This is a genomic window from Pseudomonas sp. WS 5412, from assembly GCF_012985615.1.
GTDB classification, from domain to species: Bacteria; Pseudomonadota; Gammaproteobacteria; order Pseudomonadales; family Pseudomonadaceae; genus Aquipseudomonas; species Aquipseudomonas shahriarae.
Genome location: NZ_JAARMB010000002.1, coordinates 46,191 through 72,106 on the forward strand (window position 1 = coordinate 46,191; position 25,916 = coordinate 72,106).

The 25,916-nt window shown below is 62.3% G+C and carries 23 protein-coding genes; 8 read left to right on the plus strand and 15 right to left on the minus strand.

Annotation, left to right across the window (positions count from 1 at the left end):
- The first annotated feature begins 193 nt into the window (after positions 1 to 193).
- Both HBR94_RS03180 and HBR94_RS03185 read left to right on the plus strand, forming a co-directional pair.
- On the plus strand, positions 194 to 2,662 hold the full coding sequence (locus HBR94_RS03180) for a TonB-dependent receptor (RefSeq protein WP_057959390.1): 2,469 nt from the start codon (positions 194 to 196) through the stop codon (positions 2,660 to 2,662).
- 111 nt (positions 2,663 to 2,773) lie between these two features.
- Positions 2,774 to 3,595, plus strand: a complete 822-nt coding sequence (locus tag HBR94_RS03185; protein WP_057436815.1) for an AraC family transcriptional regulator — start codon at positions 2,774 to 2,776, stop codon at positions 3,593 to 3,595.
- A gap of 1 nt (position 3,596) precedes the next feature.
- Here the strand turns inward: HBR94_RS03185 and HBR94_RS03190 are convergent, their stop codons facing one another.
- Both HBR94_RS03190 and HBR94_RS03195 read right to left on the minus strand, forming a co-directional pair.
- A complete protein-coding gene (locus HBR94_RS03190; protein WP_169989820.1) occupies positions 3,597 to 4,184 on the minus strand; it encodes a LysE family translocator in 588 nt (195 codons plus the stop codon).
- Positions 4,185 to 4,281: 97 nt separating this feature from the next.
- Positions 4,282 to 4,878: an NUDIX domain-containing protein gene (locus HBR94_RS03195; protein WP_057436817.1), complete on the minus strand. Its 597-nt coding sequence runs from the start codon at positions 4,876 to 4,878 to the stop codon at positions 4,282 to 4,284.
- A gap of 183 nt (positions 4,879 to 5,061) precedes the next feature.
- Here HBR94_RS03195 and HBR94_RS03200 point away from each other — a divergent pair, with 183 nt between their 5' ends.
- Together HBR94_RS03200 and HBR94_RS03205 are read left to right on the plus strand one after the other, a co-directional pair.
- Complete coding sequence (locus tag HBR94_RS03200; RefSeq protein ID WP_170044137.1) at positions 5,062 to 6,231, plus strand: GGDEF domain-containing protein; 1,170 nt, start codon at positions 5,062 to 5,064, stop codon at positions 6,229 to 6,231.
- 74 nt (positions 6,232 to 6,305) lie between these two features.
- Complete coding sequence (locus HBR94_RS03205) at positions 6,306 to 7,190, plus strand: alpha/beta fold hydrolase (protein WP_170044138.1); 885 nt, start codon at positions 6,306 to 6,308, stop codon at positions 7,188 to 7,190.
- Positions 7,191 to 7,392: 202 nt separating this feature from the next.
- Here HBR94_RS03205 and HBR94_RS03210 read toward each other — a convergent pair whose 3' ends face one another.
- Both HBR94_RS03210 and HBR94_RS03215 read right to left on the minus strand, forming a co-directional pair.
- A complete protein-coding gene (locus tag HBR94_RS03210) occupies positions 7,393 to 7,605 on the minus strand; it encodes a PLDc N-terminal domain-containing protein (protein WP_057959387.1) in 213 nt (70 codons plus the stop codon).
- A 105-nt stretch (positions 7,606 to 7,710) separates the two neighbouring features.
- On the minus strand, positions 7,711 to 7,920 hold the full coding sequence (locus HBR94_RS03215; protein ID WP_057436825.1) for a DUF3079 domain-containing protein: 210 nt from the start codon (positions 7,918 to 7,920) through the stop codon (positions 7,711 to 7,713).
- Between the two features lie 176 nt (positions 7,921 to 8,096).
- On the opposite strand from HBR94_RS03215, the gene HBR94_RS03220 reads away from it, so the two are divergent.
- Genes HBR94_RS03220 through HBR94_RS03235 form a run of 4 tightly spaced genes read left to right on the plus strand, consistent with a single transcriptional unit; the run spans position 8,097 to position 11,169 of the window.
- The gene (locus HBR94_RS03220) at positions 8,097 to 8,627 is read left to right on the plus strand and encodes an iron transporter (protein ID WP_115128326.1); all 531 of its coding nucleotides are present in this window, start codon (positions 8,097 to 8,099) and stop codon (positions 8,625 to 8,627) included.
- Entirely contained in the window at positions 8,628 to 8,951 is a 324-nt protein-coding gene (locus HBR94_RS03225; protein WP_057436827.1) for a cupredoxin domain-containing protein, read from the plus strand.
- A 17-nt stretch (positions 8,952 to 8,968) separates the two neighbouring features.
- Complete coding sequence (locus HBR94_RS03230; protein WP_169960677.1) at positions 8,969 to 9,811, plus strand: FTR1 family protein; 843 nt, start codon at positions 8,969 to 8,971, stop codon at positions 9,809 to 9,811.
- Between the two features lie 32 nt (positions 9,812 to 9,843).
- Positions 9,844 to 11,169, plus strand: a complete 1,326-nt coding sequence (locus tag HBR94_RS03235) for a 4Fe-4S binding protein (protein ID WP_170044293.1) — start codon at positions 9,844 to 9,846, stop codon at positions 11,167 to 11,169.
- Positions 11,170 to 11,363: 194 nt separating this feature from the next.
- On the opposite strand, the gene HBR94_RS03240 is transcribed toward HBR94_RS03235, so the two are convergent.
- From HBR94_RS03240 to HBR94_RS03290, 11 genes are all read right to left on the minus strand, one after another.
- On the minus strand, positions 11,364 to 12,983 hold the full coding sequence (locus tag HBR94_RS03240) for a methyl-accepting chemotaxis protein (RefSeq protein ID WP_120733256.1): 1,620 nt from the start codon (positions 12,981 to 12,983) through the stop codon (positions 11,364 to 11,366).
- Between the two features lie 100 nt (positions 12,984 to 13,083).
- Positions 13,084 to 13,779: an anaerobic ribonucleoside-triphosphate reductase activating protein gene (locus HBR94_RS03245; protein ID WP_170044139.1), complete on the minus strand. Its 696-nt coding sequence runs from the start codon at positions 13,777 to 13,779 to the stop codon at positions 13,084 to 13,086.
- Complete coding sequence (nrdD, locus tag HBR94_RS03250; RefSeq protein ID WP_038441552.1) at positions 13,776 to 13,931, minus strand: anaerobic ribonucleoside-triphosphate reductase; 156 nt, start codon at positions 13,929 to 13,931, stop codon at positions 13,776 to 13,778. The genes HBR94_RS03245 and nrdD overlap by 4 nt, the downstream gene beginning before the upstream one ends.
- A 64-nt stretch (positions 13,932 to 13,995) precedes the next feature.
- Positions 13,996 to 15,990: a ribonucleoside triphosphate reductase gene (locus tag HBR94_RS03255; RefSeq protein WP_057436835.1), complete on the minus strand. Its 1,995-nt coding sequence runs from the start codon at positions 15,988 to 15,990 to the stop codon at positions 13,996 to 13,998.
- A gap of 96 nt (positions 15,991 to 16,086) precedes the next feature.
- On the minus strand, positions 16,087 to 17,139 hold the full coding sequence (locus tag HBR94_RS03260; RefSeq protein ID WP_170044140.1) for a PDDEXK nuclease domain-containing protein: 1,053 nt from the start codon (positions 17,137 to 17,139) through the stop codon (positions 16,087 to 16,089).
- Between the two features lie 120 nt (positions 17,140 to 17,259).
- Positions 17,260 to 18,246 carry a GTP 3',8-cyclase MoaA gene (moaA, locus tag HBR94_RS03265; RefSeq protein WP_057959380.1) on the minus strand — a complete coding sequence of 329 codons (987 nt, stop codon included), beginning with the start codon at positions 18,244 to 18,246 and terminating at the stop codon, positions 17,260 to 17,262.
- Between the two features lies 1 nt (position 18,247).
- Entirely contained in the window at positions 18,248 to 19,162 is a 915-nt protein-coding gene (locus HBR94_RS03270) for a peptidylprolyl isomerase (RefSeq protein WP_115128330.1), read from the minus strand.
- Between the two features lie 10 nt (positions 19,163 to 19,172).
- The gene (narI, locus tag HBR94_RS03275) at positions 19,173 to 19,850 is read right to left on the minus strand and encodes a respiratory nitrate reductase subunit gamma (RefSeq protein WP_057436841.1); all 678 of its coding nucleotides are present in this window, start codon (positions 19,848 to 19,850) and stop codon (positions 19,173 to 19,175) included.
- On the minus strand, positions 19,843 to 20,598 hold the full coding sequence (gene narJ, locus HBR94_RS03280) for a nitrate reductase molybdenum cofactor assembly chaperone (protein WP_057436843.1): 756 nt from the start codon (positions 20,596 to 20,598) through the stop codon (positions 19,843 to 19,845). Before narJ ends, narI begins: the two co-directional genes overlap by 8 nt.
- A gap of 3 nt (positions 20,599 to 20,601) precedes the next feature.
- Entirely contained in the window at positions 20,602 to 22,140 is a 1,539-nt protein-coding gene (gene narH / locus HBR94_RS03285) for a nitrate reductase subunit beta (protein ID WP_029291316.1), read from the minus strand.
- A gap of 1 nt (position 22,141) precedes the next feature.
- Entirely contained in the window at positions 22,142 to 25,915 is a 3,774-nt protein-coding gene (locus tag HBR94_RS03290) for a nitrate reductase subunit alpha (RefSeq protein WP_057959378.1), read from the minus strand.
- Position 25,916 lies beyond the last annotated feature (1 nt).

Genomic DNA, 25,916 nt, shown 5'->3' on the forward strand with positions numbered 1-25,916 from the left:
TGCCCGCGTTGGGTCGCGTAGCGGCCCCAAAAGATGGGACTGCTGCGCAGTCCAACGCGGGCAAGCCCGCTCGCCACAACAGGCCTGGCTCAAGGCGAGCAGTTTTTTTGGCTCCACCTGTTCCCCTTTTCGACGTTCGTTCGGTTAACCCAGCAGACGCTTTCATATTCGCCGAATCCGTAGGGAACCTTCCATGTCGCAACCCGCTGCTTTCACGCTGCGCCCCCTGGCGCTGGCCATCACCGCGACCCTGCTCTGCCTGGGCCCGCTCAATGTGCAGGCGGTGGAAACGCCGTCGACCCAGGAAACCACGCGCAGCTACAACATTGGCGCCGGGTCGCTGGTCAGCGTGCTGAATCGCTTTGCCGAGCAGTCCGGGGTGTTTATCGCCGGCCACAACAGCCTGGCAGCGGGGAAGACCAGCCCTGGACTCAGTGGCAGCTACACCCCCGCAGCCGGCTTGCAGCGTTTGTTGCAAGGCAGCGGTTTGCAGGCCCAGCCCCAGGGCGACAATGGCTATGTGCTGGAGCTGGTGCCGCTCAATACCGGCGAGCTGGAGCTGGGTGCCACCACCATTTCCGGCGTGGCCCTGGGCGCCACCACCGAAGACAGCCATTCCTACACCACCGGCTCGATGGCCTCGGCCACCGGCCTGCCGCTGTCGATCCGCGAGACGCCGCAGTCGGTCACCGTGATCACCCGCCAGCAGATGGATGACCAGGGTTCCAACAACATCGCCGACACCCTGCGCCGCGCCCCTGGCGTCAGCGTGCAGAACTACGACAGCGAGCGCTGGGAGTTCTCCAGCCGTGGCCTGCCGATCACCAATTTCCAGTACGACGGCGTCAACTCCACCTATGACGGCGTGTATGACTACGGCACCACCAGCACCGATATGGCGGTGTACGACCACCTGGAAATCATCAAGGGCTCATCGGGCCTGATGAGCGGTTCGGGCGACCCGTCGGCCACGGTCAACCTGATCCGCAAAAAGCCCACCAAGGACTTCAAGGCCTCGGTTACCGGCACCGTGGGCTCCTGGGACAACTATCGCACCGAAGGCGATATCTCCGGGCCGCTGACCGAGTCGGGCAATGTGCGCGGGCGTTTTGTCGGGGTTTATCAGGATCGCTCGTCGTACCTGGACCACTACCAGCACACCAAGGACATTGCCTACGGCATCCTCGAAGCCGATCTGACTCCCGACACCCTGCTGACCTTCGGTATCGACCAGCAGGACACCCGCTCCCGTGGCGCCAGCTGGACCGGTTTCCCGATGTATTTCAGCAATGGCAATCGCACGAATTTCTCGCGCTCGTTCAATCCGGCCGCCGACTGGAGCCGCCGCGACTTCCAGAACCAGACGATCTTCGCCTCGGTCCAGCAAAAGCTGGCCAACGACTGGTCGCTCAAAGTCAGCCTGGACCGCAAGCGCAGCCAGCACGACACCTTGCTCGCCTCCGCCAGTGGCGGCAACCCGGACCAGGTCACTGGTGAGGGCATGTATATGTTCATGGGCAAGTACAAGGGCGACCAGGTGCAGAACACCCTCGACGTCAACCTCAGCGGCCCGTTCAGCCTGTTGGGTCGCGAGCACGAGTTGATCATGGGCTTTATGGCAACCCGCTCGAAACAGGACGTGCCGGTCTACGGTTCGATCTACCCGCCGGTGGGCGGCAGCATTTATGACTGGCGTGGTGAGTACGCCAAGCCGGATATCCCGCGCAGCGGCCAGAACGATATTGTGCAACGCCAAACCGGCGCCTACCTGGCGACCCGCCTCAAGCCTACCGATGACCTGTCGGTGATCCTGGGTACCCGCGTCAGCAATTTCAGCAACACCGACACCACCGACTTCTACGCTGCGACGAGTACCGACGCCCGCACCAGCTACAAACAAACCGGGGTGGTGACGCCCTACGCCGGGGTGGTCTATGACCTCAACGACATCTGGTCGGTGTACAGCAGCTACACCAAGATCTACCGCCCGCAAAACAGCAAGGATGCCGACCGCAAATTGCTCGACGCGATTGAGGGCGACACTTACGAAGCCGGGCTCAAGGCAGCCTTTTTCGACGGCCGCCTGAACGCCAGCTTCGCCGCGTTCCGCATCGAACAGGACAATGTCGCGCAATACGTCTCGGGCTTTGAAAGCGACTCGATCTATCGCCCGATTGCCGGCGCCACCACCAAGGGCTTTGAGGTGGAACTGGCCGGCGAAGTGCTGGACGGCTGGAATGTCTCGGCCGGCTACACCTACCAGCACACCCGCGATGCCAACGACGATTACGTCTACAGCTCGGTGCTGCAAACCACCACGCCGCAACAAGTGGTGCGCCTGTTCAACACCTATCGCCTACCGGGCGCGCTGGACAAGGTGACCCTCGGCGCCGGGGTCAACTGGCAGAGCGAATTCTTCGGCAATGTGTTCCAGCCCAACCCGAATGACACGGTCAACTTTGGCCAATACGCGCGCATCACCCAGGACAGCTACTACCTGGTGGACCTGATGGCACGCTATCGCTTCAACGAGCACTTGAGCGCGACGTTGAACGTGAAAAATGCCCTGGATAAAAAGTACTACACCGGCCTGGGCAACTTCGGCACCGGGTTCTACGGCGAGCCGCGCAGCCTGCAACTGGCGACGCGCTGGGACTTCTAAGCCTGGGGGCGCCCCCTGAGAAATGTGGGGGCTTGCCGGCTTCTACATAAGGTCGGCGGCGTATTTATGTGCAATCATCGTGGTCCTACAAGGTCCCCCGGAGATTGCACCATGGCGCTGCCCGACCTCGCCGCCCCACGCTTCTGGCGTGATGCCAGCCTGCCGTTTATCGAGGCGCGTACCATCGAGGATGGGCGCAAGGTCTGCTACACCCGGCATGCCCACGACCACTTCTCGATTGGCGCGATCACCGCCGGGCAAAGCCTTTATCTCCATGGCCCGGACACCTTCCACATCCGCGCCGGCACTGTGGTGCTGATGAACCCGGGCGATGTGCATGCCTGCAACCCCATCGACGACCAACCCTGGTCGTATCACATGCTCTACATCGACACGCCCTGGCTGACCGATCTGCAACACCAGTTGGGGTTTGCCAGTGACTTGGGCTTTCGCCGCTTCGACGCGACCCATACCGACGACCCGCTGCTGTTTGCCGGCCTGTTGGAGCTGTACACCGTGCTGGTCGACGAGCACACCGAACACCTGCAGAAACACAGCGCCGTGGTGAGTTTTTTCACTGAGGTGCAACTGCGCCTGAACCCGGCTGCCGAGCCTGTACGCGAGGTCAATCACAAGCTGGAACACGCCGCCGAGTACATCCGCGCGCATTGCACCGAGGCGCTGAAGCTGGAAGCAATCTGCCAGGCGGCGCAGCTGTCGCCGTCGTACCTGATTCGCGCGTTCAAGCAGGCTTACGGCATGACGCCCCATGCGTTCCTGATCAACCAGCGCGTCCAGTTCGCCCGCAACCAGTTACGTAGCGGCCACCTGATTGCCGATGTGGCACTGGCCGCCGGTTTTGCCGACCAGGCACATCTGCAGCGCACGTTCAAACAACACCTGGCGGCCACGCCGGGGCAGTATCGCGGCTGACTCACGCCAGCAACAGGTACACCACGCTGATCACCAGCAACAGCGCCATGGCCCGATTGAACAGGCGCATGCCCCGGGCATTGCTCAGGTAACGACGAAAGAACGTGCCGACATACGCCCAGCAAGCCACCGATAGATAGCAAATCACCAGGTACACCGCCGCCAGTTGCCAGACCCGCGCGGCCTCACCATCGGCCGCAAACAGGCCCATGCCCGCCACACACGCCAGCCAGGCCTTGGGGTTGAGCCATTGCATGACCGCGCCATAGAGCATCGACGGCGCAACAGCCGCGTCTTGCGCATCCAGCCGGCCGTCGTCCATCGCCAGCTTGTAGGCCATGTACATCAGAAAGGCCACCCCGCCCCACTGGATGCCCTGGGTCAGGATCGGCCAGCGCACCAGCAGTTCGTGCAGGCCCAGGCCAATCAACACCAGCAGCAAGGTGAAGCCCAAGGCCGCGCCGGCCACGTGTTTCTGGCTGGCGGCAAAACCAAAGCGCGCGCCCGAGCCAAGGGCGACCACATTGACCGGGCCGGGGGTGATGGACGTCGCCAAGGCGAAGGCGGCCATGGACATGATCAAACTCATTGCACTTCCTTTTTTGTAATGACAGGTGGACAGGCCTGTACGCTACGTCCCTGTAGCCAGTGCGTATTGAAGAAAATGCCCCTGGAGGCGCTGGCTTCTACGCGAGGGTCAGCGCCGCCTTGAGCAGCCGCAGCTCCAGGTATTGCAGGAGCATGATGGTCTTGCCATCGACAATTTCGCCGCGGCCAACCATGGCGATGGCCTCGTCGAATCCCAACTCCAGCACCTGAATATCTTCGCCTTCGTGCTCCAGCCCGCCGCCCTCGCCCACGCGGTCGGCAGGTTGGTACTCACCGATAAAGAAATGAATGCGCTCGGTCACCGAGCCCGGGCTCATGAAGGCCGAGTAGATTTTCTCCACGTGGCCTACGCGGTAGCCGGTTTCTTCCTCGACTTCCAGGCGAATACGTTCTTCGGGGCTGGCGTTGTCCAGCAAGCCAGCGGCGGTTTCGATCAGGTAGCCGTCATGACCATTGACGAAGGTCGGCATGCGGAACTGGCGGATCAGCAACACTGTGCGCTGCAAGGTGTTGTACAGCAGGATGGTTGCACCGTTGCCACGGTCGTACACCTCGCGGGTCTGGGCTTGCCAGCTGCCGTCCCGGCGACGCAGGTCGAAGCTGTATTTTTTCAGCAGGTACCAGTTGTCCGAGAGCAACTCTTCGGCGGTGATGCGTACGGGGCTGTTGTCCATGGGGAGCCTTTTGGTCGCAGGGTCGCGCAGCATGTCGGTGACGCCCTGCCAGCGTCAAGCTGTCCATAGGCCAGCATTGTTATGGGTTATCCAGCTACAATTGCGCCCTTTGTGCACCGGATCACCGCCCAGGCACGTGTCCGACGGGGTGATCTCGACAGTGCATCCTTCGGGGTCAAGGACATGATGCTGCACATACCGACGCTCCTGATAGTTGCCGTCTTCGTTTTTTGCCTGATGGGCTTGCTCACCGTGCATGCCTGGCATCGCGTACGTGAGCCCACCCTGGGCTATCTTGGCGTGATGCTGTTGCTGGCCTCCCTCGGCACGGCGTTGATGGTCGTGCGCGGGGTGGGCGTGGACTTCGTCGCGCTGGTGATAGGCAATGTGGTGCTCCTGATGAGCGCGGCAATGAACTGGACCGCCATGCGCCTGTTTGTCCAGGGCAAGCCACACCTGCCGGGCATCCTTGCCGGGCCGGCGCTGTGGCTGGTGATGTGCCTGGTCCCGCAGTTCTATGGCTCGATGTCCAGCCGGGTGACCCTGTATTCCCTGATAGCCGCGAGCTACGGCGTGCTGTCGGCCCTGGAGTTGTGGCGCCACCGTCAACACCTGGAAGTGGCCTATCTGCCAGCCGTGGTGCTGATGCTGTTGCATACGACCTTTTACTGCGTGCGCGGCGTGCTCGATCCCGGCATGCCGTACAAGGACCCGAACGCATTGATGAACGACGGCGTACAGCTTTTTTCGTTCATGCTGTTCGAATCCATGCTGTATGCCATCGGCATCGCCTACGTCACCCTGGCGATGGTCAAGGAGCGCGCCGAACTCAACTTCAAGGCGGCCGCCTTCACCGACGTGCTGACCGGTATCGGCAACCGCCGGGCGTTCATGCTCCATGGCGAACAACTGCTGGCCGACAGCACGCAGCGCGGGCAGCCGGTGACATTGCTGTTGTGTGACCTCGATTACTTCAAGCGCCTGAACGACAGTTTTGGCCATCCCATGGGCGACCAGGCGTTGATCGCCTTCAGCCAACTGACCGCGTCGATCTTGCGCAAGCACGATCTGTTTGCGCGTATTGGTGGCGAAGAGTTTGCCTGCCTGCTGGCCAATACCGATGAACGAGGCGCCGTGCAAGTGGCGGAACGCATTCGCCAGCGGTTCGCCGAACTGGACCTGCTGGCACCGGGGTTCCTCAGTGTGAGCATCGGGGTGGTGACCACCACGCCGGCCTGCCACGATCTGTCGCGCCTGCTGTCCCAGGCCGACCAGGCGCTGTATCGCGCCAAGGATCAGGGGCGCAATCGCGTGCAGACCGCCTGTAACACTTTGCAAGCAATCGCCCCCTGACGGTGGTCTGAATATTCCCCTCACTGGCCAGGCATCTGGTAAAAATCCGGCTTCGCTCCTGTCCTGGAACCTCCATGGTCTCACGTTTTCTCTCGCGCCTGCGTTTGCGCTGGTTGCCCCTGCTGTGCATGGCATTGCTGATCATCGGCCTGCCCGTGGGCTGCAATGTGCTTCAACACAAGGAGCGCGAGCTGGTGTTTCGCATCGAGCCCGGCACCGCCAGTTGGTACCGCGGCCTGCCGCAAGGCTTACAGGAGTTCGAACTCAAGCCGGCCAGCTTCAAGTCCGGGCAGAGCCTGCATGGCTGGTGGTGGCCGGCGGCGAAAAAAGACGCGCCGGCGATCCTGTACCTGCACGGCGTGCGCTGGAACCTCACTGGCCAGCTGTTTCGCATCGAGCAACTGCACGCCCAGGGCTACTCGGTGCTGGCCATCGACTATCGCGGGTTTGGCCAGAGCCAGGGCGACTTGCCGTCAGAGACCAGCGTCTATGAAGATGCGCGGATTGCCTGGGAGCGCTTCCAGTTGCTGCAACCTGATCCAGGCAAGCGCCTGATCTACGGCCATTCCCTGGGCGGCGCCGTCGCTATCGACCTGGCGGCCGAGTTGGGCCAGCAGGCCGCCAATAAACAGCTGCCGCCGCCGGTGCGCGGGCTGGTGATCGAGTCCACCTTTACCTCCCTGGCCGACGTGGCGGCGGCCGTGGCCAATACCTCGCTGCCGGTGCGCTGGTTGCTGTCGCAGAAGTTTGATTCCATCGACAAGATCGCCGAGATCCATATGCCCTTGCTGGTGGTGCATGGCCTTGACGACCGCTATGTGCCGCCGCGCTTCAGCCAGCAACTGTTTGATGCGGCCCTGGAGCCCAAGCACCTGCTGTTGGTGCCGGGGGCGAGTCATAACAACAGCCTGAGCCTGGGTGGTCGCAGCTATCGCCAGGCGCTCCAGGGTTTGCTGTAGAACTGCGGATCCGGCACCGATTTCAGCGACGCGTGTCAAGCGCAAGCCGCACGCCAAAAGGCTTGCGAACGATCCTGATCAAATATTAACCGCGGGTTGAATCGCCAGCGCTGCCGGGCCCGCGCAAGGTTATCCACAGAGATACCCACGGTTTTCGTGGACAACTCTTTTGGCATTTAAACGATTTTTTTACGCGGGAGGTTCACCGATTGGCGCCGGCGTTTTCCTTGGCAATCGCCTTGGGCCCGGTGATCGCCCACAGAATCATGCCCAGCAGCGGCACGAATACAATCACCACGACCCACAGCATCTTGGTTTCGGCTCGACTGGCACTGCGCAATACGCAGTTGATCGCCCACAACTCAGCCAGCACCAACAGCGTTGCCAAAATAATCCAGATGTATTCGATTTGCATGGTTCACCTCCTGAGGTCATATACCTTAGGGCCAGGGGTGAACGTGAGGGTTCAGAAAAAATGCCAACGACTGCTCAGGCACCTGGCAAGTCCCCTCACCACCGGTCAGCCAGCTTCCGGTACTTTGTCCGTAGCAATCGGCAACTCAATCCCCCAATCACCATGCAGGTACCAATCGTCGCCGATCATTTCGGCCGGATGCATGGTGCGGTCAGCCCCGTTGCCGCAGGCCAGGGAGGTGGTCGCGCAGTAACGGTCACAGCCCCAGCAGATACGTTCGGGGTGTTTGGGGTTGAGCGGGAATGGCTTGGCCATGAGCAGGCTCCACAGCGGTGGGCAGTGATTGGATCCTACGGCTGCCGCCGCCCCACGGCCTTGACCAACGTCAAGAATGGTTATGTGTATATCCCTGGAAACTTGACAGGAATCATTATTATTTACAGCAAAGCTTTCTAGACTCGACTTCTCATTTGCCCTGTCAGGAAGTACCCATGCGTATCCCCTTCACGCTGTCACTGGCCCTGCTGTTGTCGACTGGCGCGGCCGTCGCCAAGGAATACCCGATCGGCGAGCCACAAATGTGCCCTGGCCTGGAAGTCGGCGCGGTCTATCTGCAACCGATCGAGATGGCACCGCCAGGCATGATGCGCGCCACCGCCGATTCGGATGTGCATCTGGAAGCCGATATCCGCGCCACCGCCGACAACCAGCAGGGCTTCCAGGAGGGCAGTTTCGTGCCCTACCTCAACGTGTCGTTCCGCCTGCAGAAACAAGGCGGCGCAAGCCCGATCATCGGTGAGTTCCACGCCATGGTGGCCAACGACGGGCCGCACTACGGCGACAACGTCAAGCTGCTGGGCCCGGGCAAATATCAGCTGACCTTCACCGTGATGCCGCCCAGCGGCCATGGCTCACTGGGCCGACACACCGATAAGGAAACCGGGGTCGCGCCGTGGTTCGAGCGATGTGAAGTGCACTACGAATTCGTCTACGCGGGGATCGGCAAAAAAGGCGGCTACTGAATGCGCCGCCCCCTCGCCCTCTGCGCCCTGCTGGCCTGTGGCTCGGCCCTGGCCGCGCCCTTGCCCACCTATGAATTGACCCTGCAAGACGGCCACTTCACCCCGGCGCAACTCAAGGTGGCGGCCGGCCAACGCTTCAAGATCGTGCTGAAAAACATTGGCCAGGGCCCGGCCGAGTTCGAGAGCACACCACTGCGCGTGGAAAAGGTGCTGTCACCGGGGGTCACCACCTTTGTGGTGATCCACCCGCTCAAACCGGGCGCCTATCCCTTTTTCGACGAATTCAACTCACAGCTGCCCGAAGGCAGCATCCTCGCCGAATAACGGCCCAGGAGCATTTGATGAATCAATCGATGTTTATCGTCTGGCGCGAAAGCGTCGAGGCGTTGCTGGTGATCGGCATCCTTCAGGCCTGGATCAGCCAGCAGCCCGAGGACTCGCGCCTGGGGCGCCTCCTGTGGGCTGGCGTGGTGCTGGGCCTGCTGTGTTCTGCCGGGCTGGCCGGCCTGATGCTGTGGGCCGGCGAAGCCATGAGCGGGCCTGGCGGCGAATGGTTCCAGGCCGGCATGACCCTGTTGGCAAGCCTACTGATGGTGCAGATGGTGTTCTGGATGCATCGCCACGGGCCGGGCCTGCGCCATACCCTGCTGCGCGAAGCCGACCAGCGCGCGGCACGCCAGGGTGGCCTGGGGTTGCTGTTGCTGGCGCTGCTGGCGGTCAGCCGTGAAGGCAGCGAGACCGTGGTGTTTCTGTACGGCGCCGGCGCCCATCTGGACGGCCCGGCATTGGCTCTGTTCGCCATTGGCGGCGGGCTGGGCCTGGTGTTGGCCGGGCTCACAGTGATGCTGCTGCGCAGTACACGCCGGTTGATTTCCTGGTCGAGTTTTTTCGCCCTCAGCGAGGCTCTGTTACTGCTGTTGGCGGCCTCCTTGCTGGTGGCCGCCGTGGAACGTATCGGCGGGCAACTGCTGGCGATGGACATGCCCAACTGGGTCTACACCCTGGTCGGCGAAGCCTGGTGGGACAGCAGCGTGCTGCTCAGTGACAGCCACGGCCTGGGCGCCGTGCTCGCAGGGTTTGCCGGCTACCGCGCGACGCCCAGCACTATCACCCTGCTGGTGCTGGCGGGGTATTGGTTGCTGGTCGGCCGCGGGCTGTACCGGGCCCGGCGAGCGCCGTTGTGAACACCCCCTGGCTGCAACGCCTGGGGGATGGCATGCGCCGCCATGGGCGGGTGATTCGTGGCGTGCAATGGGCCGTGGTGCTGTTCTACGCCGGGCTGCTGGTAGTGCCGGCGTGGCTGCCGCTGCCCGACAGCCAGGCACGCCTGCTGGATAACCTGACGCTGCTGGCACAGTTCCTGTTCTGGGGCCTGTGGTGGCCGTTCGTGGTGCTGTCCATCGTGTTGTTCGGCCGCGTGTGGTGCGGCGTGCTCTGTCCCGAGGGCTCCTTGAGCGAATGGGCCAGCCGCCACGGACGTGGCCTGGGCATTCCGAACTGGATCCGCTGGGGCGGCTGGCCCACGGTAGGCTTCTGCCTGACCACCCTCTACGGCCAGTTGATCAGTGTCTACGACTACGCCCAGGCGGCCCTGCTGATTCTCGGCGGTTCGACCGTGGCCGCCGTGCTGGTGGGGTTGTTGTTCGTGCGTGGCAAACGGGTGTGGTGCCGCTACCTGTGCCCGGTCAGCGGTGTGTTCGCCCTGCTCGCGCGCCTGGCACCGGTGCATTTCCAGGTCGACGAACAACGCTGGAAAGCCAACGACGGCCCGCGCCTGCCCTTGCCCAACTGCGCGCCGCTGCTGGACATCCGCCGCCTGCAAGGCGCCAGCGATTGCCACGCCTGCGGGCGCTGCAGCGGGCAACGGGGCGCGGTGCAGTTGATTGCCCGCTCATGCAATAGCGAAATCCTCCAGGCCCCACGCAAACCCGCGTTGGCCTGGGATACGCGCTTGTTGCTGTTCGGGGTGATCGGCCTGGCGATGGGCGCCTTCCAGTGGACCGTCAGCCCATGGTTTATCACGCTCAAGCAGTCCCTGGCGCAGTGGCTGGTGGAGCGCGACTGGCTGTGGCCATTGCAGGACAGCGCGCCCTGGTGGCTGTTGACCCATTACCCCCAGGCCAACGACAGTTTCAGTTGGCTGGACGGCTTTTGCATCGTCGCGTACCTGGGCGCCAGCGGCCTGCTGATCGGCGGCGCCTTGATGGGGCTGGTGCGCCTGGCCGCAAGAATCAGCGGTGATCGTGCACGGTATTGGGCCCTGGCGTTGACCTTGACGCCCCTGGGCGGTGCGGGGCTGTTCCTCGGGCTGTCGGCCACCACAGTGAAGTTGTTGCGCTACGAAGGGTTGCTGCTCGAATGGGTCCAACCGGCGCGCGGCGCATTGCTGGTCGGGGCTGTTGGTTGGTGTGTGTGGCTGGCGTGGACACAGCTGGCCGATCTACCCCTGGCGCGACGCTGCGCTGCCTCGGCTTGCCTGCTACTGGGTAATGGGCTGGTGGCGTATGGCTGGTGGCTACAGTTCTGGGGCTGGAACCTGTAAGACGCCGTTCGGTCAAGCGAACGCAATACTCAAAGCGGCGCAGATCAAATGGGGGGGCGCGTTTGCTCGCGAAAGCCGTGGGTCAGTCAACATCAATGGTTGCTGGGCCGACGTCTTCGCGGGCAAGCCCGCTCCCACAGGGGATCTGCGCTTAACTGAACGGCATTCGGGCAAGCCCGCACACAGGCCCAGCGCTAAACGCGGAACCTGGCGACTGTCAGGTGCAACTCGCTGGCCATCTGCGCCAGCTCATGCCCCGCCGTATCGGTATGCCGGGCCCCCAGCAACACCTGCTCGGACAGGTTGCGAATGCCCACCAGGTTGCGATCCACTTCCCGCGCCACCAATGCCTGTTCTTCGGTGGCGCTGGCGATCATCAGGTTGCGTTCGTTGATCTGCGAGATCGACTGGGTAATCGCTTCCAGCGCCTCGCCCGAGCGCTGTGCCACGCTCAAGGTGGCTCGCACCAGGTCGCTGCTGCCCTGCATCGCGGTCACGGCCTGTTCGGTGTCCAGACGGATATTGCCGATCATCTGCTCAATCTCCTGGGTCGAGGCCTGGGTGCGATGGGCCAGGGCCCGCACTTCATCAGCCACCACCGCAAAACCACGCCCGGCATCCCCGGCCCGTGCCGCTTCGATGGCCGCGTTGAGCGCCAGCAGGTTGGTCTGGTCGGCAATACTGCGGATCACCTCCAGCACGCCGCTGATGTCCTGCACCCGCCCGGCCAGTTGCTGGATGCGCACCGACGTGCCGCTCACACCGTCTGCCAGGGTGCTGATCGAGGCGACCGTTTCCTGCACCTGATCACGCCCAAGCTGGGCGGTCTGCGCCGACAGACGCGAGGCTTCGCTGGTGCTGACGGCATTGCGCGCCACCTCATCCACCGCCGCCGTCATCTCGTTGACCGCGGTGGCCGCCTGTTCAATCTCCATACCTTGCGACTGCAGGCTGCTGCTGGTCTGGCTACTGACCGCGCTCAACTCCTCGGACGAACTGGCCACGCGGTCCACCGACGCGGCGATCTGGCGCACCATTTCGTTAAGGTTGTGCTGCATGTGCTGCAGGTTCTTCATCACGCTGCCGTCAGCGCTGCCTGCCGTTGGCACTACCGTGGTCAGGTCGCCCTGGGCAATCTGGCTCAACACCCGCGCCGCCTCGTCGGGCTCGCCGCCCAGGGGCCGGGTCACGCTGCGGGTGACAATCACCGCTGCCGCCACCACCAGGGCCACGCACAGCAGGAACAGCCCGAGCATATTGCGCCGCGCGTCGCTGTACAGGGTTTGCGCTGCGTGTTCGCGCTCGGCAAAAATCTGCCCCTGCAGGGCCATCATCGCCTCCAGGCTCTTGAACACCGCCTGCTCGGCGGGTTGTACGTTTTGCTTGAGCTGGGCCACACCCTCGGCATGGGCGCCCTGGCGGATCAGTGCCTGCACCTGGGTAAAGGCGCCCACATAGGCTTCGCGGTGTTTCTTCAGGTCGGCATAGGCCGCCTGGCCGGCGGCCGTATCGAACAATGGCTCTAACTGGGTAAAGGCGTCAGTGATGCGTTGCCGGGTAGTACCAATGGCCTGCTGGGCCGCCTGGTTGTCCTGGTCGATCAGCAAGTCTCGGGTGTTGCGGCCGTTATCGCGCACGCCGGTGGCAATCACCATGATCGGGGCGATTTTCGGCCAGTCCTGCTGCACGATCAGCTCCGACTGTTGTTTGAGGGTGCCCAGGTCGTGCAAGGCGTACAACGCCATGCCGGCCAGGGCCAGGGGGGCGATAGCAAAGCCGATGGCGATGCGGCGGGCGGTGGTCAATCGAGTCATGTCATAAGCTCCCTGATGAATACCTGCCCACAAGGGGCAGCATCTTTGTAGATCCGGTGGGAGTTCAGTCGCCACGCTTGAAAGGGGTTGTGCGAAAGGCTCAACCCCGTAAAACAAATGCCGGGAACAGTGCCCGCATTTTTTCCCACAGTTCTGGCAGCAAGGCTTGCGCCGAAACGCTCGGCAACTGCTCATCGAGCATGCGCGCGGTGCGCACCAGCTGCACGGCGAAACGCTTGACTCCTCGTTCCTGCAAACGCTGGGCCAGCAGCAGCAGGCGCTGCGGGTCAATCAGGTGCCAGTGCACGGTGGTGCGGCACTCATAGTCCACGCCGCTGTGCAGCAGCAGGTCGAGGCTGCGCCAATTGGCGGCGCCGCTGCCTTTGACCTGGGTGATCAACTGGCAATCCTCGGCCAGGGCCTTGACGTCGAACCCGACCCAGTCGGCATGAACCAGGGCGTGGCCGAACGCGGCAGGCTTGATCCCGGCACTGTGCAGGCCAATGCGAAAGCCCATATGGCGCACTTCGTCCATGGCTGCCGGCAGGCCTTCCTGCAAGGTCGGTTCGCCGCCGCTGAACACCACGGCGTCCAGCAGGTCCTGGCGGCGTTGCAGAAACAGCAAAACCCGGCGCCAATCCACCTCATCGCTGCCGCGAGGGGGGATCAGGTCCGGGTTATGGCAATACCGACAACGCCAGGCGCAGCCCTGGCAAAACAGCACGCAGGCGAGCATGCCGGGGTAGTCGAGGGTGGTCAGGGGCGCCAGGCCCCCGACCCGTAGCGCTCGGCTCATTGGCGCCCGGCCGCAGCGGCACTTTCGGTAAAGTGCGCACGCTCGCGATGCTCCGATTGCTTGCCGGGATTGAAGGCCGAAACCGGTCGGTGGTAGCCCATCACACGGGTCCAGACTTCACAGCGTTGGCGTTGGGGCTGAGAGGTTTGCATGGTCAATCTCCTTGGGGTGAAGCCTATTGCCAAACCGGCAACAGGCACTTGTGGTAACCACTGATTAATGGGGCAGGCCCAGGGCTTCGTCGCACTTGGGGCAGAACTCGTGTTCGCCCGCCAGGTAGCCGTGCACCGGGCAGATGGAGAACGTGGGGGTTACTGTCAGGTATGGCAGACGGAAGCGTCCCAGGGCCTTGCGCACCAGTTGCTTGCAGGCCTGGGCCGAGGAAATCTGCTCGGCCATGTACAGGTGCAACACGGTGCCGCCGGTGTATTTGCATTGCAGTTCGTCTTGCAGCTCCAGGGCTTCGAAGGGGTCTTCGGTAAAGCCCACCGGCAGTTGTGAGGAGTTGGTGTAGTACGGCGCATCAAGGCTGCCGGCCTGGAGAATGTCGGGGTAGCGCTTGAGGTCTTCCTTGGCAAACCGGTAGGTAGTGCCTTCGGCCGGTGTGGCTTCCAGGTTGTACAGGTGGCCGGTGTCTTCCTGGAAGCGCAGCAACGTGGCGCGCACATGGTCCAGCACCTGCAGCGCAAACTCGCGGCCACGGGCGGTATGGGTGCCCTCCTCGTCGCCGGTGAAATTACGCAGCATCTCGTGCATGCCGTTCAGGCCAATGGTCGAGAAGTGATTGCGCAAGGTGCCCAGGTAGCGCTTGGTATAGGGATACAAGCCGGCGTCCATATGGTGCTGGATCACTTTGCGCTTGACCTCCAGGCTCTCCATCGCCAGTTCCATCAAGTGGTCCAGGCGTTGCAGCAGGCCACTGGTATCGCCCTTGAACAGGTAGCCCAGGCGCGCGCAGTTGATCGTCACCACCCCCAATGAACCGGTCTGTTCCGCCGAGCCAAACAACCCGCCGCCACGCTTGAGCAACTCGCGCACGTCCAGTTGCAGGCGGCAGCACATCGAGCGCACCTGGTTGGGCTGCATATCGGAGTTGAGGAAGTTCTGGAAGTACGGCAGGCCGTAGCGCGCGGTCATCTCGAACAGGCGGTCAGCGTTTTCGCTGTCCCACGGGAAGTCATGGGTAATGTTGTAAGTCGGGATCGGGAAGGTAAACACCCGGCCCTTGGCGTCGCCCGCCTGCATCACTTCGATATAGGCGCGGTTGATCAGCTCCATTTCCACTTGCAGATCGCCGTAGGCAAACGGCATTTCTTCGCCGCCGATAATCGGGATCTGCTCGCGCAGGTCTTCCGGGCAGACCCAGTCGAATGTGAGGTTGGTAAACGGTGTCTGGGTGCCCCAGCGCGACGGCACGTTGAGGTTGTAGATGAATTCCTGCACCGCCTGGCGGATCTCGGGGAACGTCAGTTGGTCCTTGCGCACAAAGGGCGCCAGGTAGGTGTCGAACGAACTGAATGCCTGGGCGCCGGCCCACTCGTTCTGCAGGGTGCCGAGGAAGTTGACCATCTGCCCCAGGGCGCTGCCCAGATGCTTGGGTGGCCCGGCTTCGACACGGCCAGGCACGCCATTGAGGCCTTCGTGCAGCAGCGTGCGCAGGGACCAGCCGGCGCAGTATCCCGCGAGCATGTCCAGGTCGTGGATATGCAAGTCCGCCTCACGGTGGGCCTGGCCGATCTCCTGGCTGTAGACCTCGTCCAGCCAGTAATTGGCCGTGACCTTGCCCGACACATTAAGCACCAGCCCACCCAGGGAATAGCCTTGGTTGGCATTGGCCTGCACGCGCCAGTCCTCGCGGTCGAGGTACTCGTTCATCGAGGTGGCGACCTCCACGAGGGTCTTGCGATCCCGGCGCAGGCGCCCGTGCTGCTCGCGGTAGACGATATAGGCGCGCATCGCCATAAAGTACCCGGCATCCATCAACACCCGCTCGACGCTGTCCTGGATCTGCTCCACATCCAGCCGGGCGATCCCGCGCAACCTGGCGAGCACCGCCCCCAACAACAGATCGACCTCGGCCTCCTGATACTCGCCGGTGGCGTTACCGGCGGCGATCATCGCCTGGCGGATTTTTTCGGCGTCAAAGGCGACCTGGGTGCCATCGCGCTTGTGTAGGCGGGTACTGACCAGCGGGCTTGAGGTGATCTGCATTGGGGGCTCCAAACACTACATATAGATTTAATAGTTCGCATAAACACAAGATGCAGTGATGGTACGCAGTGAATGGCGGGTTGCAATTGACCAGGGTCAAGTTTGCGAAGACGTATCGTCACCGGCCAGTTCACGTTCAATCTGTTCAATGCTGGGCAAGCTGATTTGGAGTTCTGCCGGGAGGGAGTCGACCAACTGGTACTCCGCCACCCCGATGGGGCGAGCGCTGTCACGCAAAGCGTATTCAGCCACTATCTTGTTTTTGCTTTTGCACAGCAGCAGGCCAATGGTGGGGCTGTCTTGTGGGTGCTTGAGTTGGGCGTCCACCGCAGCGAGGTAAAAACCCAACTGCCCCAGATGTTCTGGTTTGAACTTGCCCGCCTTGAGCTCGATCGCGACGTAACAGCGCAGTTTCAGGTGATAAAACAGCAGGTCGAGGAAGAACTCTTCGCCGCCCACATCCAGCAGCACCTGCTTGCCGACAAAGGCAAAGCCTGCCCCCAGCTCCAGTAGAAAGTCGGTCACATGCCTGATCAGTGCGCTTTCGATCTCGCGCTCCTGCGCGTCCAGGGTCAGTCCCAGAAAGTCGAAACGGTAAGGATCTTTCAGCGACTCGCGGGCCAAGTCCGACTGGGGCTTGGGCAGCAGGGTTTCGAAGTTGCTGACAGCATTGCCACTACGCTCGAGCAAACGGGTCTCGATCTGCATGACCAGAATGTTGCGTGACCAGTTGTGTTCAATGGCTTGGGCGGCGTACCAGCGACGGGTTTCGGGCCCAGGCAGTTTATCCAGCAGGACCAAATTATGACCCCACGGCAATTGTGCAGCAGCCTGTTGCACAAACTGAGCATCAGGCCAAGCCTCGGCAAATGCGCGCATGTACTTGAGGTTGCGTGGCGAAAAACCTTTCATATCAGGAAAAGCTGAACGCAAATCCCGCGCCAGACGCTCGATGACTTTTGCTCCCCATCCCTGCTGCGCCTGTCGGGTCAATATGTCCTGGCCAATCTGCCAGTACAGCAGCACCAACTCACGGTTTACCGCCAGAGATGCACGCAGTTGGGCAGAGTGGATGCGGCTTTTCAGTTCTTTCAACCAGTCGCCATATCCCTCAGGTGGTGCGGTGAGTCCGTCAGGGGGTCGATTCATACCTAACTCCTTTTCGATAGTGCTCGTTGTAGAAACCGGCAATGGTAACGACCGAAAAAAGCCACGCGGGCCAGCGGAATGCCCTTGATACAAAACAATGGGAACTACCGTTGGCCAGCCTCACCCCCCACTCATATTCATAAACCGCACCACCTGCACCTCGCCCTGCCCGGTGAAATCATGGCGCAATGGCTTGCCCCGCAACGCCTTGTGCAGCGCTTCCACCAACGGCCGGTCATCCAGCGGATAGCGGCGTACCAACGCCCGAAAATCCACCGCATTGTCCTGCCCCAGGCACAACAGCAACTGCCCTTCCACCGTCATCCGCACCCGGTTGCAGCTGGCGCAGAAGTTATGGGAGTTGGGCGAGATAAAGCCGATGCGCGTGCGCGGATGGCGGGCCAGGCGCACGTAGCGCGCCGGGCCGCCGCTGTTTTCGGTGCTGTCGAGTAAGCCATGATGCTCGGCGATCACCGCCCTCACCTGTTCGCTGGAGCAAAAGGATTCGCCCCGCGAGCGCCCTACATCGCCCAGCGGCATCTCTTCGATAAAGCTGATATCAATGCCCTGGTCGATGGCGTACTGCACCAGCGCCGGGACTTCATCGAAATTGCGCCCCTTCATTACCACGCAGTTGAGCTTGACCCGCTCGAACCCCGCGTCCCGCGCCGCCTCGATGCCGTCCAGCACCTGGCGCAGGTCGCCGTTGCGGGTAATCGCGCGAAAGCGCTCGGGGTCGAGGCTGTCGAGGCTGATATTCATACGCTTGACCCCAGCCTCTACCAGCGGCCGGGCCAGGCGCCCCAGTTGCGTGCCGTTGCTGGTCATCACCAGCTCACGCAGGCCGGGCAACGCGGCGATATGGCGGCACAGTTCGACAATGCCTGGACGGATCAGCGGTTCGCCCCCCGTCAGGCGGATCTTGCGCACACCCTGGCTGACGAACACCGTCGCCAGCCGTTGCAGCTCCTCCAGGGTCAGGACCTGCTGGCGCGGCAGGAACGTCATGTTTTTCGCCATGCAATACACACAGCGCAAATCACAACGATCGGTCACCGACAACCGCAGGTAGTCAATGGAACGGCCCACACCATCCACCAGGCTCATGTCACTGCACCAACGGCGAGTCGGCGCCCTGCAACGCGATGCCACGCACATCGGCCGCGCTAATCAGGGTTTGCAGGTATTGCACCAGTGCCTTCTGCCATACCCCTTGCTGCAACTGGGTGCGGATCGCCGTGGCCACCGCCTCGTATGGCAGCGCCTGGCCTTCGATGCGTTGATCGACGCAGATCACATGCCAGCCGTAGCGGCTTTCCAGGGGTTTGCCGGCCAGGCCCGGGGCCAGGGTGAACAACTGGCGCTCCAGCTCCGGCACGGTCTGGCCTTTGCTGACCTGCCCCAGGGAGCCGCCCTGGGCCTTGGAGGGGCACGCCGAATACTGCAGCGCCAGCTCGGCAAAGCTGCCGGGCGACTCTTCCAGGCTCTGCAACAGCACCTCGGCCTGGGCATGGGCCTGATGACGCGCCTCAGCATCATCCGGCGCGCACTCCAGCAGGATGTGGCGCACCGCCAGCAACGGCGCGCTGTGAAAGCGCCCGCGATTGCTCTCGAAGTAGCGCACACAAGTGGCCTCGTCGCAGTCCGGCACCTGGACTTCGCGCTCCAGCAACAGGCGGGTCGCCGCCTCCTCTTCGTTCTCGCCGGCGCCGACTTCCAGTTGCACACCCAACTCGCGAATCCGCTGCTGCAACAGCTCACGGATCACCAGCGCGCGGGCAGCGAGGAAGACCGCCTCCTCGCGGCTTTCAGCCGGGTGATATTGCAACTCCTGGGCCATGTTTTCCGGGGTGATCACCACCCCGTTGACGCTGACAATCGGCCATTCCTGCTCGCTACTGGCGATCAGTTGCGGCTCAACCGCCACCTCGACTTCGGGTACCACAACGTCCACAGCCTTGGCCGAAGAACTGCAACCGCCACCGCCTGCACCGCCGCCACCACATCCGCATCCTGTAGTCATGACGTTCTCCTCACTTCTGCCGCACGATTTGATAACGACGCCCCAGGTACCAGATCGGTGCGCTGACCATATGCACCAGACGGGTAAACGGGAACAGCACAAACAGGGTCAAACCCAGCGCCACGTGCAACTTGTAGATCAGACTCACCGGGGCAATCGCGGCGGCCGCTTCCACAGGTCGCAGCAGCACGACGTTCTGCGCCCAGTCCGCGAGCATCACCATCACCGAACCGTCCATATGCCCGGTGGAGGCGACGATGGTCAGCAAGCCCAGCACCAGCTGCGCCAGCAACACCAGCAGGATCAAGATGTCCGACGGGCTCGACGTGGCCCGTACCCGTGGATCGGTGAGGCGGCGCTTGACCAGCATCAGCAGGCCCACCAGGCACAGCAGGCCGAAGAAACCACCGGAAACCATCGCCAGCAGTTGCTTGTGCTCAGTGCTGATCACATGGTGGTAGATCGACGCCGGGGTCAGCAGACCGACAAAATGCCCGGCCAGCACGAACAGCACACCGATATGGAAGAAGTTGCTCGCCACGCGCATGCCACGGTTACTGAGCATCTGGCTGGAGCCGGCCTTCCAGGTGTACTGGGACAGGTCAAACCGCGCCCAACTGCCCAACAGGCAAATGGCCAGGGCGACATACGGATACACGCCAAATACCAACAAATTCCACTTAGACATTACCCACCTCCTTGGCTGGCACAGCGGCCAGCCCTTCGTGCTGAAAATCCACCCAGTGCAAGGGCACCGCACTTTCTTCGCGGGCCTTGCCCGGTGCGCTGGGCATCGAGCTGCAACGGTCCTGCTGCTCGGCCTGCATAAAGTCCACGGCCTCCTCTTCCCAGACCTTGTCCAGGGCTTCGAGGGAGTCGTCGCGGACTTCAGCGGCGACCTGGGCACGCAACTCGGCGATGGCCTGGTGCGGCTCGGCGCCGCTGATCTGCAACAGCGCACGGAAGCAACTGGCGTAAGCGCTTTCACGCTCGTCCAGGCGCGCCGCCAGCAGGGCCAGCAAGTGCGCCACATCCGCCAGGCCCTCGCGGGCCTCAATGTCTTCGCGGGTGGACAAGAACTCCAGGTACAGCGGGATGTAGTCCGGCAGCTCCTTGACGCCGATGGCAAACCCGGCTTCCTGGTACTGGGCCATCATGTCGACCATGGCCTGGCCACGGTCCCGCGACTCGCCATGCACGTGTTCGAACAACAGCAGCGACAGCGAGCGGCCACGGCCAAACAGCGCGCCGTAGTGCTCCTGGCCGTCCATCAGGTCATTGCTGCAGATCAGTTCGAGCAGCTCAAACAGCGCACCGCGCTGCTTGGGGCTGATTTCCCGCGATTCGATAATCGCCTTTTCCAGCTCATCATGGCCGTCGACCAGGATTTGGGTGGGATAGTCCAGCAGCAACGAGATCACTTTAAGAATGCGCATGGCTCAGTCCTCCCAGATCTGGACGGTTTTCAACACGTCGCGGCGGTTAGCCTTTTTGGCGCCGAACATATTGGTGTCGGAGCTGCCACTGCAGCCGCTGCCGAAGCTGAAACCACAGCCGGAACGCTCGGCAAACGCATCGCTCATCGCGTCTTCACGGTGGGCGCTGGGCACCACAAAACGGTCTTCGTAGTTGGCAATCGCCAGGTAGCGGTACATCTCTTCCACCTGGGCCACGCTCAGGTCCACGTCGGCCAGCACTTGCAGGTCTTCAACCCCATCCACTTGCTGCGAACGCTTGAAAGCGCGCATGGCCAGCAGGCGTTTCAGGGCACGCTTGACCGGTTTTTCGTCACCGGCGGTGAGCATATTGGCCAGGTAACGCAGGGGGATACGCAGGCTGTCGACATCCGGGATCACCCCGTTCATGCCCACGGTGCCAGCGGCGGCCGCGTTCTGGATCGGCGAGAGTGGCGGCACGTACCAGACCATCGGCAAGGTGCGGTATTCCGGGTGCAGCGGCAGCGCGAGCTTCCAGTCCACGGCCATTTTGTACACCGGCGAACGCTGGGCCGAGTCGATCACCGACTGCGGTACACCATCGGCCAGGGCCTGGCGGATCACCGCCGGGTCGTTCGGGTCGAGGAAGATTTCCAGCTGCTTCTCGTACAGGTCGTGCTCGTTGGCGGTGCTGGCCACTTCGCTGATGCGGTCGGCGTCATACAGCAGCACGCCGAGGTAGCGGATACGCCCGACGCAGGTTTCTGCGCAAACGGTAGGCATGCCAGCTTCGATCCGTGGGTAGCAGAAGATGCACTTCTCGGACTTGCCGCTCTTCCAGTTGAAGTAGATTTTCTTGTACGGGCAGCCGCTGATGCACATGCGCCAGCCACGGCATTTTTCCTGGTCGATCAGCACGATGCCGTCTTCTTCACGCTTGTAGATCGCGCCGCTGGGGCACGACGCCGCGCACGCCGGGTTCAGGCAGTGCTCGCACAGGCGCGGCAGGTACATCATGAAGGTGTTTTCGTACTCGCCATAAATGTCGGCCTGGATCTGGTCGAAGTTCTTGTCCTTGCGGCGCTTGGCGAACTCGGTGCCGAGGATTTCCTCCCAGTTGGGGCCCCACTCGATTTTTTCCATGCGCTTGCCGGACACCACCGAGCGCGGCCGCGCGGTCGGTTGGTGCTCGCCCAAAGGCGCGGTGTGCAGGTGCTGGTAATCGAAGTCGAACGGTTCGTAGTAGTCGTCCAGGCTCGGCAGGTCGGGGTTGGCGAAGATGTTCGCCAACACGCGGAACTTGCCGCCGATGCGTGGGTTGATCGAGCCGTTGGCGTTGCGGATCCAGCCGCCCTTCCACTTGTCCTGGTTTTCCCATTCTTTCGGGTAGCCGATCCCGGGCTTGGATTCGACGTTGTTGAACCAGGCGTATTCCATGCCTTCACGGCTGGTCCACACGTTTTTGCAGGTGATCGAGCAGGTGTGGCAGCCGATGCATTTGTCCAGGTTCAGGACCATGCCGATTTGTGAGCGGATCTTCATCTCAGTTCTCCTCGATATCGGTCGGCAATGGACGCGGCAGATCATCACCGCTGGAGCCATCGAGCCAATCGACCTTGACCATCTTGCGCACCACCACGAATTCATCGCGGTTGCAGCCGACCGTGCCGTAATAGTTGAAACCGTAGGCCTGCTGGGCATAGCCGCCGATCATATGGGTCGGCTTGAGCACCACACGGGTGACCGAGTTGTGGTGGCCGCCGCGGGTCTTGGTGGTTTCCGAACCCGGTACGTTCACGATGCGTTCCTGGGCGTGGTACATCATCACCATGCCTTCCTTGACCCGCTGGCTGACCACCGCACGGGCGGTCAGCGCGCCGTTGACGTTGAAGCATTCGATCCAGTCGTTGTCCTCGATCCCGGCGCGCTTGGCGTCGATTTCCGAGAGCCACACAATCGGGCCGCCACGGCTTAAGGTGAGCATCAGCAGGTTGTCGCTGTAAGTGCTGTGAATCCCCCATTTCTGATGCGGCGTGATCCAGTTCAGGACGATCTCGGTCTCGCCATTGCTGCGCTTGCCCTTCACGCCTTCGATGGTGCGGGTGTTGACCGGTGGCCGGTAGCTCATCAACTGCTCGCCGAACGCCTGCATCCACGGGTGATCCTGGTAGAACTGCTGGCGACCGGTGATGGTGCGCCATGGGATGTTTTCATGGACGTTGGTGTAGCCGGCGTTGTAGCTCACGTGTTCGTCTTCGAGGCCCGACCAGGTGGGACTGGAGATGATCTTGCGCGGCTGTGCCTGGATATCGCGGAAGCGGATTGCTTCGTGGGCCTTGGAAATCGCCAGGTGGCTGTGGTCGATGCCGGTGAATTCCGACAGCGCCGCCCAGGCTTTCAAGGCGACCTTGCCGTTGGTTTCCGGAGCCAGGGACAGAATCACCTCGGCCGCGTCAATCGCCGTGTCGATTTTTGGCCGGCCGTGGCTGATGCCCGCGTCGCCTTCGTGGTGGTTGAGTTCACCGAGGAACTGCACTTCTTCATCGGTGTTCCAGTTGATGCCCTTGCCGCCGTTGCCGAGTTTTTCCAGCATCGGGCCGAGGGACGAGAACTGTTTGTAGATGTTCGGGTAGTCCCGTTCCACCACCGCCATGTTCGGCGCATTCTTGCCCGGTACCGGCGCCACACCGGCGCTTTTCCAGTCAGTGCCGCCAAACGGCTGGGCCAGTTCACCCACGCTGTCATGCATCAACGGCACGGTGACCAGGTCTTGTTCCACACCCAGGTGGCCGACCGACATGGCCGAGAACGCCTTGGCGATGCCTTTGTAGATTTCCCAGTCCGAACGCGATTCCCACGCCGGATCAATCGCCGCCGACAGCGGGTGAATGAACGGGTGCATGTCCGAGGTGTTCATGTCGTCTTTTTCGTACCAGGTCGCGGTCGGCAAGACGATGTCGGAATACACGCAAGTCGAGGACATGCGGAAGTCCAGGGTGGTCACCAGGTCCAGCTTGCCGATGGCGCCGTCTTCGACCCATTCGGCCTCGGTTGGCTTGCATTCGGTGCTGTGGCCGATGTCTTCGTTCATCACCCCGTTCTTGGTGCCGAGCAGGTACTTGAGCATGTACTCGTGGCCCTTGCCCGACGAGCCGAGCAGGTTGGAGCGCCAGATAAACATGTTGCGCGGGAAGTTCACCGGGCTGTCCGGCTGCTCGCAGGCAAAGCGCAGGGTGCCGTCCTGCCAGGATTTGACCACGTAGTCTTTGGGGTCCATACCGGCAGCCGCCGCATCACGGCAGATATGCAGCGGGTTGGTATTGAGTTGTGGCGCGCTGGGCAACCAACCGGCGCGTTCGGCACGGATGTTGTAGTCCAGGGCGTGTTCCGGGAACTGCGACTTGTCGGCCAGCGGCGAGAGGATGTCGTGCATGCTCATCTTCTCGTGGCGCCATTGCGAGCTGTGGCCGTAGAAGAAGCTGGTGCCGTTCATCTGGCGTGGCGGACGGTTCCAGTCCAGGCCGAATGCCAGGGGCAGCCAGCCGCATTGCGGACGCAGTTTTTCCTGGCCCACGTAGTGCGCCCAACCGCCGCCGGTCTGGCCGACACAACCGCAGAGCATGAGCATATTGATCAGCCCGCGGTAGTTCATGTCCATGTGGTACCAGTGGTTCATCGCCGCGCCGACGATGATCATCGAGCGGCCACGGGTCTTGTCGGCGTTGTCGGCAAACTCACGGGCGATCTGGATGGCCTTCTCGCGGCTGACCCCGGTGATTGCCTCCTGCCAGGCTGGCGTGCCCGGTACGCTGGCGTCGTTGTAGTCCTTGGCCACGTTGTTGCCGCCCAGGCCACGGTCGATGGCCAGGTTGGCCGCCGACAGGTCGAACACCGTTGCCACTTTGGCCACCGTGCCATCGGCCAGGGTCACGCTGTGTACCGGTACCCGGCGAAATTGCACGGCATCGCCGGCCACGTGCTGGAAGTAGTCGTGGGCTTCACCGGCAAAATACGGGAACGCCACTTCGGCGACGTCATCGCCGATCAGGCTCAGTTTCAGGTCGATCTCGCGACCTTCACCGCCTTCTTTGGCCAGGATGTTCCACTTGCCCTTCTCGCCCCAGCGATAGCCGATGGAACCTTGTGGCGAAACCAGCTCGCCGCTTTCGTCGAGGGCGATGGTTTTCCATTCCGGGTTGTTGTCCTGGCCCAGGTTGTCGACCAGGTCCGAGGCGCGCAGGAAGCGGTCCGGCTGGAAGCCTGCACCCGGCGCAAAACCGGTCATCGGCTTGAGCATTACCAGCACCGGCAAGTCGGTATAGCGCTTGGCGTATTCGGTGAAGTAGGCGCTCGGTTTATCCAGGTGAAATTCCTTGAAGATCACATGGTTGAAGGCCTGGGCCAGTGCCGCGTCGGTGCCCTGCTTGGGGTTGAGCCACAGGTCGGTGAGCTTGGCCACTTCCGAATAGTCAGGCGTGATCGCCACGGTCTTGGTGCCCTTGTAGCGCACCTCGGTGAAGAAGTGCGCGTCCGGGGTACGGGTCTGCGGAACGTTGGAACCCCAGGCAATGATGTAGTTGGAGTTGTACCAGTCGGCCGATTCCGGCACGTCGGTCTGTTCGCCCCAGACCATCGGCGAGGCTGGCGGCAGGTCGCAGTACCAGTCATAGAAGCTCAGGCACACACCGCCGATCAGCGACAGGTAACGCGAACCTGCGGCGTAGCTGACCATGGACATGGCCGGGATCGGCGAGAAGCCGACGATACGGTCCGGGCCGTATTGCTTGATGGTGTAGACGTTGGACGCAGCGATGATCTCGTTGACTTCATCCCAGTTGGAACGGATGAAGCCCCCCATGCCACGCTTGCTTTTATAGGAGTCGGCCTTGACCTTGTCCTCGACAATGCTCGCCCAGGCCTCGACCGGCGACAGGGTCAGGCGCGCCTCGCGCCACAGTTTGAGCAATGGTTTGCGGATTTTCGGGTATTTCAGGCGGTTGGCGCTGTAGATGTACCAGCTGTAGCTGGCACCACGGGGGCAGCCGCGCGGCTCGTGGTTGGGCAGGTCGTTACGGGTGCGCGGGTAGTCGGTCTGCTGGGTTTCCCAGGTGATCAGGCCGTTCTTCACGTAGATCTTCCACGAGCACGAGCCGGTGCAGTTCACCCCGTGGGTGGAGCGCACGATCTTGTCGTACTGCCAGCGCGAACGGTAGACGTTTTCCCAGTCGCGGGACTCCTTGCGGGTCTCGCCGTGACCTTCGGAGAACTCGTCTTGCTTGCGATTGAAGAACCGCAGTTGATCCAGTAAATGACTCATG

Coding starts and splice junctions, on each gene's coding strand:
- HBR94_RS03195 (WP_057436817.1), bottom strand. CDS start 4,878: ATGGACAACAGCCCCGTACGCATCACCGCCGAAGAGTTGCTCTCGGAC.
- HBR94_RS03205 (WP_170044138.1), top strand. CDS start 6,306: ATGGTCTCACGTTTTCTCTCGCGCCTGCGTTTGCGCTGGTTGCCCCTG.
- narI (WP_057436841.1), bottom strand. CDS start 19,850: ATGTCTAAGTGGAATTTGTTGGTATTTGGCGTGTATCCGTATGTCGCC.
- HBR94_RS03255 (WP_057436835.1), bottom strand. CDS start 15,990: ATGCAGATCACCTCAAGCCCGCTGGTCAGTACCCGCCTACACAAGCGC.
- narH (WP_029291316.1), bottom strand. CDS start 22,140: ATGAAGATCCGCTCACAAATCGGCATGGTCCTGAACCTGGACAAATGC.
- HBR94_RS03180 (WP_057959390.1), top strand. CDS start 194: ATGTCGCAACCCGCTGCTTTCACGCTGCGCCCCCTGGCGCTGGCCATC.
- HBR94_RS03210 (WP_057959387.1), bottom strand. CDS start 7,605: ATGCAAATCGAATACATCTGGATTATTTTGGCAACGCTGTTGGTGCTG.
- HBR94_RS03220 (WP_115128326.1), top strand. CDS start 8,097: ATGCGTATCCCCTTCACGCTGTCACTGGCCCTGCTGTTGTCGACTGGC.
- HBR94_RS03260 (WP_170044140.1), bottom strand. CDS start 17,139: ATGAATCGACCCCCTGACGGACTCACCGCACCACCTGAGGGATATGGC.
- HBR94_RS03245 (WP_170044139.1), bottom strand. CDS start 13,779: ATGAGCCGAGCGCTACGGGTCGGGGGCCTGGCGCCCCTGACCACCCTC.
- HBR94_RS03270 (WP_115128330.1), bottom strand. CDS start 19,162: ATGACTACAGGATGCGGATGTGGTGGCGGCGGTGCAGGCGGTGGCGGT.
- narJ (WP_057436843.1), bottom strand. CDS start 20,598: ATGCGCATTCTTAAAGTGATCTCGTTGCTGCTGGACTATCCCACCCAA.
- moaA (WP_057959380.1), bottom strand. CDS start 18,246: ATGAGCCTGGTGGATGGTGTGGGCCGTTCCATTGACTACCTGCGGTTG.
- HBR94_RS03225 (WP_057436827.1), top strand. CDS start 8,628: ATGCGCCGCCCCCTCGCCCTCTGCGCCCTGCTGGCCTGTGGCTCGGCC.
- HBR94_RS03235 (WP_170044293.1), top strand. CDS start 9,844: ATGCGCCGCCATGGGCGGGTGATTCGTGGCGTGCAATGGGCCGTGGTG.
- HBR94_RS03200 (WP_170044137.1), top strand. CDS start 5,062: ATGATGCTGCACATACCGACGCTCCTGATAGTTGCCGTCTTCGTTTTT.
- HBR94_RS03190 (WP_169989820.1), bottom strand. CDS start 4,184: ATGAGTTTGATCATGTCCATGGCCGCCTTCGCCTTGGCGACGTCCATC.
- HBR94_RS03230 (WP_169960677.1), top strand. CDS start 8,969: ATGAATCAATCGATGTTTATCGTCTGGCGCGAAAGCGTCGAGGCGTTG.
- HBR94_RS03185 (WP_057436815.1), top strand. CDS start 2,774: ATGGCGCTGCCCGACCTCGCCGCCCCACGCTTCTGGCGTGATGCCAGC.
- HBR94_RS03290 (WP_057959378.1), bottom strand. CDS start 25,915: ATGAGTCATTTACTGGATCAACTGCGGTTCTTCAATCGCAAGCAAGAC.
- HBR94_RS03215 (WP_057436825.1), bottom strand. CDS start 7,920: ATGGCCAAGCCATTCCCGCTCAACCCCAAACACCCCGAACGTATCTGC.
- HBR94_RS03240 (WP_120733256.1), bottom strand. CDS start 12,983: ATGACTCGATTGACCACCGCCCGCCGCATCGCCATCGGCTTTGCTATC.
- nrdD (WP_038441552.1), bottom strand. CDS start 13,931: ATGCAAACCTCTCAGCCCCAACGCCAACGCTGTGAAGTCTGGACCCGT.